Here is a 13,212-nt window from a genome sequence, read left to right as displayed (position 1 = left end):
GAGGACGGCCGAGTTGCTTTTTTGATATCGATGGGGTGATTTCGATCGAACATTGGTTGCAGTTCCTCGACCATTATGGGTACCTAGGGCTGTTTATCTTGTTGTTGCTGGGGATTGTAGGGATTCCTCTGCCGGATGAAACGTTGCTTTCGTTCGTCGGAGTGCTTGTTCATAAAGGGCATATGAATTTCTGGGGTGTTTTGGCCGCGGCGGTGCTTGGCAGCATCTGCGGCATCACGCTCAGTTATCTGATCGGTCGTTTCGTCGGGTACGGGGTCGTCACCAAGTTTGGACGATTTCTGCATTTGACGGAGGAGCGGTTGCTCAAAGTGGAGCGCTACATGGAACGCTACGGGCGGGTCATGTTGTTTTTTGGCTATTTCGTGCCGGGGTTCCGTCATGTGACGGCGTTGACCGCCGGTGTGACGCAGATGAAGTTTCGAATTTTTGCTCCGTTTGCGTACCTGGGCGCGCTGGTGTGGGCGCTGACTTTTTTGTTGCTCGGAAGCTTTGTGGGGCATCGGTGGCGGCAGATTGAAGGAATCGTGTACCCGTTCCGCTATTGGATCGTCGTGGTCGTTTTGCTTTCTCTGTTGGCGCCGATTCTCTATCGCGTGATAAGAAAGCGACGTTTGGCAAAACTAACCTCTCAAGGTGTACCACCCGAACCGAAGGAGTGAATTCCATGTCAGTGAGCTTCCGATCTTTCTCCGTGAACGTACACAGCCCCCACTTGCCGATCAAGGAAGTGGCGTTGAAGGAGTGGGCTGTCTGCATCGAAGCGATTGCCGCGGGCGATCAGATCGTCTTGATTCGCAAGGGCGGCATCACGGAAGAGACGCGGGAATTCCGGTTGGAGGAGCAGTCGTTCTACCTCTATCCGACGTATGAGCATCAGCGTGCCGACCTGATCAAACCCGCGTATAAAGACGTGATCGCCAAAACCCTCGAAGGTCGCGAACTGCCGCCCAAACTCGTGACGATTACGCACGTTGGACATGTGACCGACGATATCGTGATCAAGGACGACGTGGAACTGCTCAAAAAGTTCGACGCTTACCATGTGATGACGCAGAATTATGCAGAAGAGCGTCTGAACTGGCAAGGAGACCGCCCTCTGCACATCTTGCTCCTGCGTGCGTACCGTCTGACGGAGCCGAAGACGATCAACGTCGAGGACGAGTACATCGGATGCAAGTCGTGGCTCACTTTGGCGAATCCGATCCAGGACACCGACTTGGAGCCGGTGATTCCGACTTCGCAGTACGAGGCCCAACGAGAAGAGATCTTGCGTAGCATCGGGCTTTGGCATGAACAAGACCCGCGCAACGCGCACGACGCTCACTGAGAGGGGGGCTCGGGATGTTTATCGGCATCTTGGCGACGTTGATTTTGATCGGCATCGTGATCGGCCAAGTTCGCGAGTCGAAAAAAAGCGGCCTGCTGTCCCTCGCACGCGTTGCATACGAAGAGCGTGCCGTCCGCTACGAAGGGCCCGTCACGTACTTGCGCGGTCCTTGGGAGGACGTGGAGGCGGGGGCGAGGTTGTACCTGTCTGTGCTGGACGGCGTCGTCTGCTTGGTTTCGCCGCAGAAGCGAATGCTGGCTTTGGAAGGTGCAGAAGTGGCGGGTCTGGAACTGGCAGACCCTCGCGAAGCCGTGTTGACGCTTCGGGGAGCAGACACGGAAGTTTCGGTGAAAGCGCATCCAGAACGCGCACAGATGATCGCGCGTACGATCTAGGGATGTTTCGGGAGAGAGAAACGGGGGAGACTCATGGGGGATCGCAAGAGCAAGATCAAGCCCTACTTGGACCTGCCGCGTCCGATGGTACTTGCACACCAAGGCGCATCCGGCCACGCGCCGTCGAACACGCGCGAGGCGTTTCAGTTGGCGGTGCAGATGGGGTCCGATGCGTTTGAAACGGACATTCACATGACGAAGGACGGGCATGTGGTGCTCAGTCATGACGAGACGGTCGACCGTTTGACCGACGCTCGCGGGTGGATTCGTGACAAAACGCTGGCCGAGCTCAAGGAGATCGATTTCGGCTACAAGTTCACGCTGGACGGGGGGCGGACGTTCCCGTTTCGAGGCAAGGGCGTGAGTATTCCGACGCTTGAGGAAGTGTTGGAAGAGTTTCCGGGCATCCGCGTGAACATGGACATCAAGCAGAAGACCCCGCCGATGGAGATGGCGCTGGTGGAGACGATCAAGCGTTTTCGCGCGCAGGAACGGGTGTTGGTGACGTCGTTTCACAGCGTGACGATGAACCGCTTCCGAAAGCTCGGGATGAGCCATGTCGCGACGTCGGCCAATACGCGCAACATGGTGGAGTTCATCTGCTATTGGCGCTGCGGGATGCAGAAATTCTACAAGCCGCCGGTCGATGCGTTTCAAGTTCCGGTTTCGCAGTATGGAATCTCGGTTGTCACACCGCGCTCTGTGCAGATTGCGCATGAGCATGGAGTGAAGGTCCACGTTTGGACGATTAACGACGAGGACGAGATTCGCAAGTTGCTCTCGTGGGGCGTGGACGGGATCTGCAGCGACTACCCGGATCGCGTCGTGAACGTGATGCGCGAGATGGGGTTGTGGGATCGCGAGTAACGTCCGGGGCTGTCGGGGGATTTCTCCCGACAGCCCTTTTTGATACAATGGATTCAGAATGTTACGTCATGAGGTGACGAAATGACCTTTTTTATGTTGATGGTTTTATTGATCGGTTATATCGTGGGTTCGACTCCGTTTGCGTTTTTGGTGTCTAAGAGTCGAGGCGGGAACATCTTTGAGCAAGGCAGCGGCAATCCGGGTACGGCGAACACGCTGGCGATGTACGGCAAGAGTGCGGCGATCACCGTCCTGATTTGCGACATCCTCAAGGGCTTCCTGCCGACGCTGATCGTCTTGTTGATTACGGACGATCAAGTATTGGCGTTCTGGACGGCAACAGGGACGGTGCTCGGGCACGCCTTCTCGTTCTACACCGGATTCCGCGGCGGGAAAGCGCTGGCGACGGCGGGCGGGTCTTTGTTGGCACTGTATCCGATTCCGATCATCGTGGTTGTGGCAGCATACGTGTTGTTGGTCTTGTTGATTCGCTACATCGTCGTCGCGACGACGATTGTGATCTTCGGGGCGGTTGCGTTCTTTCTCTGGATCGACCAGCCGCTGGGGAGTTCGCTCGCGCTGCTGGTGATGGTGGCGGGGATTCTCTATCGCCATCTCCCGAACTGGGAGCGCATCTACTTGCGCAACGAACCGAAGATCGGGAACAAGGTAGAAGAGATTCACTTGGAGCGTCTGTCCAAGGAAAAGCAAGCGATGATCAAGGTTGTGTATTGGATTGTGGCGATTGCGTTCCTCGCGGTCGTCTACTGGGTGAAGGCATAAAAAAACCCCGCGTCTACAGCAGACGCGGGGTTTTGCTTTCTCGAGATTGGTAGGTGCTCGCTTTCCAGAAGAACAGGGAAGCGAGGAGCAGGGCGATCGGCATAACTGCGAACGCCGTGGTCAGGGAGAACTTGTCGGAGATGAAGCCGACGATGACCGGGCTGGGGATGTCGCCGAGCAAGTGCATGGTGAACATGGCGAGTGCATTGGCGGTGTTCCAGACGCTCGCATCGGTCACGTCGAAAATCAAGGCGGCCGCGACGCCGACGTGCCAGAGCATGAAGAACGCGGAGAGGAAGAACAGCGGCAGGCTGTGGAAAATCAAGCCGATCCACAAGCAGATGGCCGATGCGGTCATGGAGAGAACCAGCGTGTAGGCACGGCCTCTTTTGTCGCGTTTCTGCCAGAAGTCTGCCACCCAGCCTCCGATGGGAGCTCCGAGCAGGCCGGCTCCGACTTGGAGGGCTCCGGCGAGCATCGTGGCCGTACCCAGTTCGTAACCGAGTTCTCGTTGGAAGAAGGTCGGGACGAACAGCACAATCGCTCCGAATGCAAAGGAGATGCCTGCATAGCCGAGTGCGACCCAGAAGAACGCTTTGTTTTTCAGGAGCGTGCCGAGTTCGCTGAGTTTGAATTTGGGACGAGTCGGCGTGTTGGCCGGTTTTTGCAAAGGCAGTTTCCAGGCGAAGTAGGCGAGGAGGAGACCCGGAACCCCGACGAGGAAGAACGCCCACTGCCAGCCGAACTGCGTTCCGATCCAACCTCCGAGCATGACCCCGATGGCTCCTCCGATCGGCATGCCGAGGTTGAAGAGGCCGAGGATGCCGGAACGTTTGCCCTCCGGATACGCTCCCGAGAGAATCGTACTCGCGGTCGAGACGTACGCCGCTTCCCCAACCCCGACGAGTGCGCGGAAGACGAACAGCGAAGCGAAGGACCAAGCAAGAGCGGAGGACACCGTCGCGACGGACCAGACCGCGACTCCGATCGCCGCCACTTTGTGCGGCATCCAGCGGTCCGACCAAGCGCCGAAGGGGATGGCGGTGAGGGAGTACGTAATCATGAAGGCGGTGCCGAGTAAACCGAGGGCGGCGTCTGTCAGGGAGAAGTGGTCCTTGAGAAGCGGGAGGACGCCGGAGACTACTTGACGGTCGACATAGTTGATAATGTTCATGAAAAGGAACAAGAGCAGAATCTGAGAGGGACGGACCTTTGGAGTGGTACTCATGGTTCGATCTCCTTTTTGTGAAATCGTTTTCTTGTAGTGTACCACGGAGAGGGAGAAGTTGGATATGTTTTGGTGGTCATGGAATCTTTACCAAAACTTGATTGGGAGTTTACATTGGCTTCTTACAATGAAGGGAGGGTAAGGGAAGGAAGGGTTTCTATATGGAAGGAAGCCGCGGTTGGTTTGCAAAATGGTTGGAGCGCGGACGCTCCGCAGAGGGCGAGCGTGGTAGTGTGGTGCGCGAGGTGATGAAGCATCATCCGCTTGCCAAACGCATGAAGAAAATACTTCAAGAACGACAGCAGATCGTGTTCCTCTATCTCGACATCGTGCAGTTCGCCGAGTTGGAAAAGAGGGTCGGTGAGCGCACGGCGGGGGACTTGTTGCAGTTGGTCGAATCGTGCATCCGCCGAGTGAGTTTGCGAATGTTTTCGGAGGAGAGGTTGATCGACGTCGAGAATTTTTGGGGCGACGATTTCTTGATTTGTTTCAGTCAGAGTCCGGGGGAGACCCGCAGGTTGTATGAGGTGGCGACAGATGTTCGGTTGGAGATCGTGCGCGAAGTCAATGCCAATCGACCTGTGTTGTTGTCTTCTCCGATTGATTTGCATATTGGATACGCAGCGCTGGACAATTCGGGGAAGGCGTTGGATCGTCAGCTGTACCAGACGATCAAGTCGGCCGTTCGCATGGCGAGGAAAAAGGCTGTGGGTGGCGATGAGAATCTGTACGAGTTTCGCGATCTGTTGATGAACCGGCAGATTGAGGCGCATTTTCAACCGATCATTTCGTTTGATTCGGGCGAGCCTCTGGGGTGGGAAGCGTTGGCGCGCGGACCCAAGGGGAGTCGGTTTGAGCGGCCGGATACGCTGTTTTCGTTTGCGGAGGAGGCGGGGGAGTTGTTCGCGCTGGAGAAAGTCTGCCGCGAGCGGGCGATTGAGCGGGCGCAGGAGTTGCCTCGGGGGGCGAAGCTTTTTTTGAATATCAATCCGCGGACGTTGGATGATCCTCGATTTACGAAGGGGGAGACGAAGCGGCTGTTGGATTTGTACGGGTTGTCGCCTTCGAACATCGTGTTTGAGATTACGGAGCGGCATTCGATTCAGGATTACTCGGCGTTTCGCAAGACGTTGGAGCATTATCGGCAGCAGGGGTATTTGATTGCGGTGGATGATGCGGGGGCGGGGTATTCGTCGTTGCAGTCGATTGTTGAGTTATGTCCTGATTTCATCAAAATGGACATGTCGTTGGTGCGGGATGTTCATAACGACCCTGTGAAGCAGGCGCTGTTGGAGGCGTTTGTGACGTTGGCGGGGAAGATTCGCTGCAAGATTATCGCGGAGGGGATCGAGAAGGAGGAAGAGGTCAAGACGTTGCTTGCTCTGGGGATTGATTTTGGACAAGGGTTCTTGCTGGGACGTCCTCATGCGATCATCGCCTCCTCTGTTCCTCAAGGGGTGCTCGGGCAGATTGAACGCAAGCGGGTGGAGCGCGTTCTGTTGTCCAGCGGGTCGATGTTGCAGATCGGGACGATTGCGACTCCGACTTATGTGATGCCTTCGACCGCTACGGTGAAGGATGTGCATGAGTTGTTGGAGAACCGGAGGCAGCTTACTTCGGTGGTCGTGGCTGAGTTGGGACGGCCATTGGGGTTGATTACGAGGGACCATTTGTATGCAATGCTCGGGTCGCAGTATGGGGTTCCTCTGTATTACAAGCGGTCGGTTCGGCAGGTCATGGATACGCATCCGTTGATGGTGGAACAGCATGTGATGATCGACGAGGTGTCTTCGCTGGCGACGGGGCGAAATAATTTGAAGCGGTATGATGATATTATCGTGACCGACGAAGGGGAGTACCGAGGGGTGGTTTCGGTGCAGACTCTTTTGGATGTCATGTCCAAGGTGAAGATTGAGATTGCGAAGTATGCCAATCCTTTGACGGGGTTGCCGGGGAATCTGCGCATCGAAGAGGAGCTTCGCACGCGGGTGAGGCGTGGGGAGGCTTTTTCGGTGTTGTATGTGGATTTGGATCATTTTAAGCGGTTTAATGATAGGTGCGGGTTTGAGCATGGGGATCAGATGATCTTGTTTTTGTCGCAGTTGTTGAGGCGGCAGTTGAGTCGATATGGGGGGGAGAGTGACTTCTTGGGGCATATTGGGGGGGATGACTTTGTGGTGTTCACTTCTTTGGAGCGGTGTGATTTGCTGGGGGAGGAGACGGTGAAGCTGTTCGGGCGGGCTGTGAGGTTACGGTTGCGGCAGTTGCTTCCTCCTGAGCAGATGGTTGGATTGTCGCTGTCCATTGCTGCGGTTGATGTGGCCGAGGATTGTGGGATGGACCCGACGGGGGTCGCAGAGCTGGCGGCCGAGATGAAGAGGGTGGCGAAGGTGGAAGTCGGGGATGTGTATGTGCGCGGGGTTGGTGGTGGGGGAGGTCGGGGGTCTGTGGAGCTGCTCCGGTAGAACTTTTGTTCTTTTGAATTAGTAAAGTCGTTATATGGTGAGAAAAAAGCTTCTAAAGTCGCAGCGTCCACAGACCCCCTCCCTCCCCAGCACAAACCCCCATTCCACGCTGATCTTAGATCTTTTAAAACGGGCTAGGCTTCCTAAGGAAGCCTGGGGTGGGACGAGGGGGGCGGCGTTTCCTGCGAGCGACTTTAGATCAGCGCTTTTCTGATCTACCGGAGCAAGAAGGAAATGCCGCCCCCCTCGCAACCTCGGACCCCCACCTACGTCCTTTGCTTTTTCTTTTTCCCCACCAACCGCCCCGTCCCCACACTCTCCTCCAACACAGGCGCTAACGGTTTCGCCAACGGAGCCCAATGCGACATGAAGAAATAGGCTACCGCCAAGACAATCCCCACGACGGCATACAGAATCCATGGCATGGCGAGAAAGTCTCGATCAACGGCGACTTGCATCAAACGCCCACCTCCGATATTGCCCAAGGCTTCACCGGCCCCGAACACGAAAGAGGCTACGCCAAAGTACGCCGAGATGGTTTCGGGCCGGGACAGATCAGAGACGATGGCGTCTGAAGTCGGCATGATCAACATTTCACCGATGGTGAAGAGGATGGCGCTGGCAAGCAAATGCCAGAATGAATGGCTGAACGCCACGGTTCCCAGCGCCACTCCGAGGATCAACATGCCCAGGGCCATCGCAGACAGCGGGTGCAGGTACTTGGTGAAGAGTTTGGTGGCGGTGCTTTGTGTGGCGATGAGCACGATGGATGTGATGGTCCAAATCATCCCGATGTTATGCGCTGCTTGAATTTGTTGGGCTCGTAATGGCAAGGCTAGTGAGAATTGAGTGAACAGTGCCCAGACGAAGATCGTCGCGAAGCTGAAGACGAGGAACGGACGGTCGGTGAACATGTCGCTGAATTTCGTTTTGGGAGCTTCGGGACAGTTTGCACCCACGCAGTCTTTCGTTAGGAGAAAGACATGCGCTACCGCGAGTCCGAGATAGACGAAGGCTGCTCCCGCAAAAAGTGATGCGCTGGATTGGTTGTGTAGGAAGGTTCCTAACAAGGGACCCACCGTGACGCCGATGTTGGCGGCGATGCCTCGGTAGGAGAAAGCTGTGGTTTTGTTGCCTTCGGTGACAGAGGATGCAATTCCGGCTTTCGCCCCGGGCATATAGAGCCCGCTACCCACTCCGGCGAGGAGGTTGGTCACGAAGAGGGCAATCCAAGAGCCCATCCAGATGAAGAGAGCAAGCCCAGCGGCTCGCATGAGGAGGCCGGCGATCATCGTCGTTTTTTTACCGAGTCGGTCGGCGATGAATCCGCCTGCGAGGGACCCGGAGAGGTAGGCGACGGAACCTGCTCCGAGGACGAGGCCGACGCGGGCAAGCGAGAGACCTTTTTCGGTGGAGAAGATGATGGAGAGATAAGGGAGGAGCATGTAGGTTCCTAAGTGTGTGAACAACACGCCCGCAAGTAACACCCAGACTTGGGTGCCAAGGCGTGGAAGGGTCATTGGCATGTTTGGATCACCTCTTCTATAAGTTGCCTAGAGGCGAAGCGGTCTAGTCACAGGACGTTCATTTGTAGGGGGAAGGGTTCTCCTGTATGATAGAAGACAGTCAAAAAGGAGGACTGACTTTCGTGTTCTCATCTTCGAATCCAACGTTTATCATTGCTTTTTTGGCAGGGCTCTTGTCGTTTGTGTCGCCCTGCGTGTTGCCGTTGTTTCCGTCGTATATGTCTTTTATCACCGGCGTTTCCTATGACCAGATGTATGGGGCCGAACGCGATACGCGTCTCGTTCGGAGAAAAGCTCTGGCTCATTCGTTGTTTTTTATTCTCGGCTTCTCGATCATCTTCGTGGCGCTCGGGTTTACGTCGGGTACGATTGGGACGTTTTTTCTCAACAATCAAGAGTTGATTCGCCGTGTGGGCGGGATTTTCATTGTGGTGATGGGTTTGTTTATGGCGGGGGTCGTCAAGATTGATTTCCTCATGCAGACCAAGAAGTTTCAGACTCGCAACAAACCGGTGGGCTATCTCGGCGCAATCGTGGTCGGTATCTCGTTTGCGGCCGGGTGGACTCCTTGTGTGGGTCCGATCTTGGCTTCCGTTCTGTTGATCGCTGCAACGAATCCGGTTTCGGGTGGCAGTTTGATGCTGTTCTACTCGCTGGGCTTTGCTGTTCCGTTCATTATCTTGGCGTATACGCTGGGGTCTGTGCGGTGGTTGCTGAAGTATTCGGAGATCATCTCGAAAATCGGCGGCATCGGCATGGTGCTGATGGGCATCTTGCTGATTACGAACGGGATGACGCTGATCACCCAATGGCTGCAACGTCTGTTTGGCGGGTGGATCGGTTTCTAATCGTGGGAGGGAAATGAGATGGCTCGTACCAAAAATCTCATCATCGGAGGCGTCGTTCTCATCGTGCTGGCGGGGGCCGCTTGGCTGACTACGTACAAGGGCGATACCAAGCAGAGCAACGGGGTCACCGATCCGGCAATGGCTGATCCCGCGCCGCAATCAGGCTATCGGGCTCCGGCTTTTGCTTTGGGGGCGCTGGATAGTGACAAAGTCGTCAAACTGGCCGATTTGCAGGGGAAGCCCGTGGTTGTGAATTTTTGGGCTTCGTGGTGCGGGCCGTGCCGGAGCGAGACGCCCGATTTGCAGGCGACGTATGAGAAGTATCGGGATCAAGTGAACTTCTTTGCGATTAATCTCACGTCGCAGGATGATCTCAAGAACGCTAACAAGTTCTTGCAGGAACTGCAGATTTCGGTGCCTGTGCTCAAGGACGTGGACGGTGCCGCTCAACTTGCGTACAAAGTGAATTCCGTTCCCACTACGTTTGTGATTGATCGCAAGGGCGTCGTTCGTGAACGTCGCGAGGGCGCACTCACCAAAATTCAGATGGACGGCATGGTTCAACGCACCATCGCCGCACAGAAAAGCTGACAGCCTCGCAGGAGGCCTGTCAGCTTTTTTTGGGAACCCAATACATGAACACTTGCTCATATGTTATCATATAGGTACATCAAGAAGGGGGCGTGAGAGCATGCAGACGAAGGAGACGACGACGGAAACCTGTTGCAACGTGATTCATGAAGAAACGGTGGCTCAGGTTCGAGCGGCCGGGTTGGAGGAACAGGAAGTCACCGACTTGGCGGCGATTTTTGCCGCGTTGGGCGATCCGACGCGCGTGCGCATCCTTCGGGCGCTCAGTGTCAGCGAGATGTGCGTATGTGACATTGCGGCGGCATTGGAAATGACCCAATCGGCAGTCTCCCACCAATTGCGGCTCTTGCGCAACATGCGAATCATCAAGCGTCGCAAGGCAGGGCGCATGAATTATTACAGTTTAGACGACGATCATATCCTCAGCCTGTTCGAAACCGGACTCCACCACGTTTCTCATAGATAACAAACCGTCAGAAAGGAGGGGAAGCAGTTGAGCGACCAAAGAAATTCACACGACCACGGACATTCGCACGAGCATGGACATTCACATGAGCATGGGCATTCACATGAGCATGGGCATTCGCATGACCACGGCCATTCGCACGACCATGAGCATTCTCATGCTTCTGACGACGAGCTTTTGGTTCTCTCTGGGGATTCATGCTGTTCTTCTGGTTCTTGCTGTGAGCCTGCGCAGGGCTTTGAGGAACTTACGATGCTTTCGGAGACTGCATCGGCCCCGGGGTCGGACTTGCAAGCGGGCGAGGCTCGCACGATTTTTCAGGTCGATGGCATGGACTGCGGGGAATGTGCCCGCACGGTGCAACGCGTTGTCAGCAAAATCGACGGTGTCCGCAACGTCGACGTCAATTTCAGCACCACCAAGATGACCATCATCCACACCTCCACCACAACGGAACTCCACACCATCGCCAAAGCCGTTACCCAAGTCGGCTACCAACCAACCCTGCTCGACACCACCCTCGAAGGGGAAAAAAGCGCCGCCCTCACCCAAGGTTCCCCGACGCGCAATCTACGTGCGATTCTCACCGGAATTTCCGGGGTCCTTCTCGCAGGTGGGATGGCTCTCGACTACAGCAACGTCAGCCCGTCCGTTGCTCTGTTTCTGTATGTGCTCGCCATCCTAACAGGCGGATTCTACGCCGCTCGTGCCGGACTGTTCGCACTCAAATCGTTTACGCTCGACATGAACTTCCTCATGACCGTTGCCGCCATCGGGGCTGCTGCAATTGGACAATGGTCGGAGGGGGCCACGGTTGTATTTTTGTTCGCAGTCGGCAACTGGTTGCAAGCTCGCACGATGGAGCGCACCCGCCGCTCGATTCGCGACCTCATGAACTTGACACCCAAGCAAGCGCTTGTCCGTCGCAACAACCAAGAAATGATTCTGCCACTTACGGAACTGCGTGTCGGCGATATCTTGATCGTTCGTCCGGGAGAACGAATCCCGATGGATGGCATCCTCACCGACGGCTCGTCGCACGTCAACCAAGCGGCTGTCACCGGGGAGTCGATTCCCGTTTTCAAACAGCCGGGCGACACTCTCTATGCGGGTTCGCTCAATGAACAGGGCGCTTTTGAATTCCGTGTCACCAAACGGGTGGAGGACTCCACGATTCAACGCATGATTCACATGGTCGAAGAAGCGCAATCACAAAAAGCGCCGTCTCAACAATTCGTCGACCGCTTTGCTACGTATTACACGCCGATCGTCGTTTTGTTGGCGGTCTTGATTGCGATCGTACCGCCGCTGGTTGGACTTGGCAATTTTCATGAGTGGCTGTATCGGGCGCTGGTTTTGCTCGTCATCGCCTGCCCGTGCGCACTGGTCATCTCAACCCCCGTCTCCATCGTGGCGGCCATCGGCAATGCGGCACGAAACGGCGTGCTGATCAAGGGCGGTGCCATTCTCGAACAGACAGGTCGAGTCAAAGCCATCGCGTTTGACAAAACGGGCACACTCACCCAAGGCAAGCCGCGTGTCGTGCAGATCGAGTCGTTTGGCAGCTTGGCTCCCGACCGCATACTGCCTGTGGCGGCGGCGCTCGAATCGCGTTCGGAACACCCGCTGGCCCGAGCCATCGTCGCCCATTTCCAAGAACTCGACCCAAACCCGTTGCCCACCGTCCAAAACTTCCAAGCCCTCGCAGGCAAGGGAGCCCAAGGCATCGTCGACGGAAATCTCTACTATATAGGAAGCCCCTCATGGATCGCAGAAACCCAAGCATCGAATGAAGCCCATGCTTCAAGTGAAGCCATTGCTTCAATAGAAACCAATGCTTCAAGTGAAGCCAATGCTTCAAGAGAAACCAATGCCTCAAGAGAAACCAATGCTTCAAGAGAAACCAATGCTTCAAGAGAAACCAATGCCTCAAGAGAAACCAATGCCTCAAGAGAAACCAATGCCTCAAGAGAAACCAATGCTTCAAGTGAACCCAAAGTTTCCTATTATGCAAAGCAAGGATCCGCAGGAGCCGTATCTACCCACCAAGACCTCGGTCGTACGGTCGTCCTTCTCGCGGATGAACACGGGGTTCACGGTTTGATCGCCATCGCAGACGTGCTCCGTGACGAGAGCGAATCCACTCTGCAACAACTTCGCTCCGCCGGCGTCTCACACACGGTGATGCTGACCGGCGACAACCAGCGTGTTGCAAACAGCATGGCCTCACGCCTCTCGCTGGACGATGTGCAAGCCGAACTGCTCCCCGAGGACAAACTCGGTCGCATCCAAGCTCTGAAAAAACGCTTCGGCTCCGTCGCGATGGTCGGCGACGGGATCAACGACGCCCCGGCCCTTGCCGCAGCTGACATCGGCATTGCAATGGGAGGCGCCGGCACCGACGTCGCCCTTGAGACCGCCGACATCGTGCTGATGTCTGACGATCTGCACCAATTGCCCAACGCCTTCGCCCTCAGCCGCCGCGCTCTCGGCGTGATCAAACAAAACATCTGGTTCTCGCTCGGCGTCAAACTCGTTTTCCTCGCCCTGACGCTCGTCGGTCTCTCCAATCTCTGGATGGCCGTCTTCGCCGACACCGGAGCTGCGCTGATCGTCATCGCCAACGGCATGCGTTTGATGCGCTACAGGTTTAAAAAGCAGGACAACTAACGTACAATGAAACGTATTCACCTTA

General features: G+C 55.8%; 12 protein-coding genes. 10 read left to right on the top strand and 2 right to left on the bottom strand.

Translation table 11 applies throughout. The features are described 5' to 3' along the window. Positions 1–35: 35 nt before the first annotated feature. From JJB07_RS07910 to plsY, 5 genes are all read left to right on the top strand, one after another. Positions 36–680 carry a VTT domain-containing protein gene (locus JJB07_RS07910; protein WP_201633310.1) on the top strand — a complete coding sequence of 215 codons (645 nt, stop codon included), beginning with the start codon at positions 36–38 and terminating at the stop codon, positions 678–680. A gap of 5 nt (positions 681–685) precedes the next feature. Next, positions 686–1,348, top strand: a complete 663-nt coding sequence (locus JJB07_RS07905) for a DUF1802 family protein (RefSeq protein WP_201633307.1) — start codon at positions 686–688, stop codon at positions 1,346–1,348. A 14-nt stretch (positions 1,349–1,362) separates the two neighbouring features. Further along, positions 1,363–1,743: a hypothetical protein gene (locus tag JJB07_RS07900; protein ID WP_201633304.1), complete on the top strand. Its 381-nt coding sequence runs from the start codon at positions 1,363–1,365 to the stop codon at positions 1,741–1,743. A 33-nt stretch (positions 1,744–1,776) separates the two neighbouring features. Beyond that, positions 1,777–2,610 (top strand): glycerophosphodiester phosphodiesterase family protein, encoded by an 834-nt coding sequence (locus JJB07_RS07895; RefSeq protein ID WP_201633301.1) that lies wholly within the window; start codon positions 1,777–1,779, stop codon positions 2,608–2,610. An 81-nt stretch (positions 2,611–2,691) separates the two neighbouring features. Beyond that, positions 2,692–3,393: a glycerol-3-phosphate 1-O-acyltransferase PlsY gene (gene plsY / locus JJB07_RS07890; RefSeq protein WP_201633298.1), complete on the top strand. Its 702-nt coding sequence runs from the start codon at positions 2,692–2,694 to the stop codon at positions 3,391–3,393. A gap of 13 nt (positions 3,394–3,406) precedes the next feature. Here plsY and JJB07_RS07885 read toward each other — a convergent pair whose 3' ends face one another. Continuing rightward, a complete protein-coding gene (locus JJB07_RS07885) occupies positions 3,407–4,621 on the bottom strand; it encodes a spinster family MFS transporter (RefSeq protein WP_201633295.1) in 1,215 nt (404 codons plus the stop codon). Positions 4,622–4,782: 161 nt separating this feature from the next. Here JJB07_RS07885 and JJB07_RS07880 point away from each other — a divergent pair, with 161 nt between their 5' ends. Continuing rightward, positions 4,783–7,086 carry a GGDEF domain-containing protein gene (locus JJB07_RS07880; RefSeq protein ID WP_201633292.1) on the top strand — a complete coding sequence of 768 codons (2,304 nt, stop codon included), beginning with the start codon at positions 4,783–4,785 and terminating at the stop codon, positions 7,084–7,086. Between the two features lie 266 nt (positions 7,087–7,352). Here JJB07_RS07880 and JJB07_RS07875 read toward each other — a convergent pair whose 3' ends face one another. Beyond that, a complete protein-coding gene (locus JJB07_RS07875; protein WP_201633290.1) occupies positions 7,353–8,612 on the bottom strand; it encodes an MDR family MFS transporter in 1,260 nt (419 codons plus the stop codon). Positions 8,613–8,734: 122 nt separating this feature from the next. Between JJB07_RS07875 and JJB07_RS07870 the strand changes: the two genes are divergently transcribed. The 4 genes from JJB07_RS07870 (at position 8,735) to JJB07_RS07855 (ending at position 13,187) form a co-directional block, all read left to right on the top strand. Further along, positions 8,735–9,460, top strand: coding sequence for a cytochrome c biogenesis CcdA family protein (locus JJB07_RS07870; RefSeq protein WP_347338326.1), 726 nt, complete (start codon positions 8,735–8,737; stop codon positions 9,458–9,460). A gap of 18 nt (positions 9,461–9,478) precedes the next feature. Then, positions 9,479–10,051 (top strand): TlpA family protein disulfide reductase, encoded by a 573-nt coding sequence (locus tag JJB07_RS07865; protein ID WP_201633284.1) that lies wholly within the window; start codon positions 9,479–9,481, stop codon positions 10,049–10,051. Positions 10,052–10,151: 100 nt separating this feature from the next. Next, positions 10,152–10,517, top strand: a complete 366-nt coding sequence (locus JJB07_RS07860) for an ArsR/SmtB family transcription factor (protein WP_201633282.1) — start codon at positions 10,152–10,154, stop codon at positions 10,515–10,517. A 27-nt stretch (positions 10,518–10,544) separates the two neighbouring features. After that, positions 10,545–13,187 (top strand): heavy metal translocating P-type ATPase, encoded by a 2,643-nt coding sequence (locus tag JJB07_RS07855; RefSeq protein ID WP_201633279.1) that lies wholly within the window; start codon positions 10,545–10,547, stop codon positions 13,185–13,187. Positions 13,188–13,212 lie beyond the last annotated feature (25 nt).

It is taken from the genome of Tumebacillus amylolyticus (assembly GCF_016722965.1).
Lineage (GTDB): Bacteria > Bacillota > Bacilli > Tumebacillales > Tumebacillaceae > Tumebacillus > Tumebacillus amylolyticus.
This window is presented reverse-complemented; position numbering and strand designations above follow the sequence as displayed.

Coding starts and splice junctions, on each gene's coding strand:
- JJB07_RS07900 (WP_201633304.1), top strand. CDS start 1,363: ATGTTTATCGGCATCTTGGCGACGTTGATTTTGATCGGCATCGTGATC.
- JJB07_RS07860 (WP_201633282.1), top strand. CDS start 10,152: ATGCAGACGAAGGAGACGACGACGGAAACCTGTTGCAACGTGATTCAT.
- JJB07_RS07880 (WP_201633292.1), top strand. CDS start 4,783: ATGGAAGGAAGCCGCGGTTGGTTTGCAAAATGGTTGGAGCGCGGACGC.
- JJB07_RS07885 (WP_201633295.1), bottom strand. CDS start 4,621: ATGAGTACCACTCCAAAGGTCCGTCCCTCTCAGATTCTGCTCTTGTTC.
- JJB07_RS07895 (WP_201633301.1), top strand. CDS start 1,777: ATGGGGGATCGCAAGAGCAAGATCAAGCCCTACTTGGACCTGCCGCGT.
- JJB07_RS07865 (WP_201633284.1), top strand. CDS start 9,479: ATGGCTCGTACCAAAAATCTCATCATCGGAGGCGTCGTTCTCATCGTG.
- JJB07_RS07875 (WP_201633290.1), bottom strand. CDS start 8,612: ATGCCAATGACCCTTCCACGCCTTGGCACCCAAGTCTGGGTGTTACTT.
- plsY (WP_201633298.1), top strand. CDS start 2,692: ATGACCTTTTTTATGTTGATGGTTTTATTGATCGGTTATATCGTGGGT.
- JJB07_RS07905 (WP_201633307.1), top strand. CDS start 686: ATGTCAGTGAGCTTCCGATCTTTCTCCGTGAACGTACACAGCCCCCAC.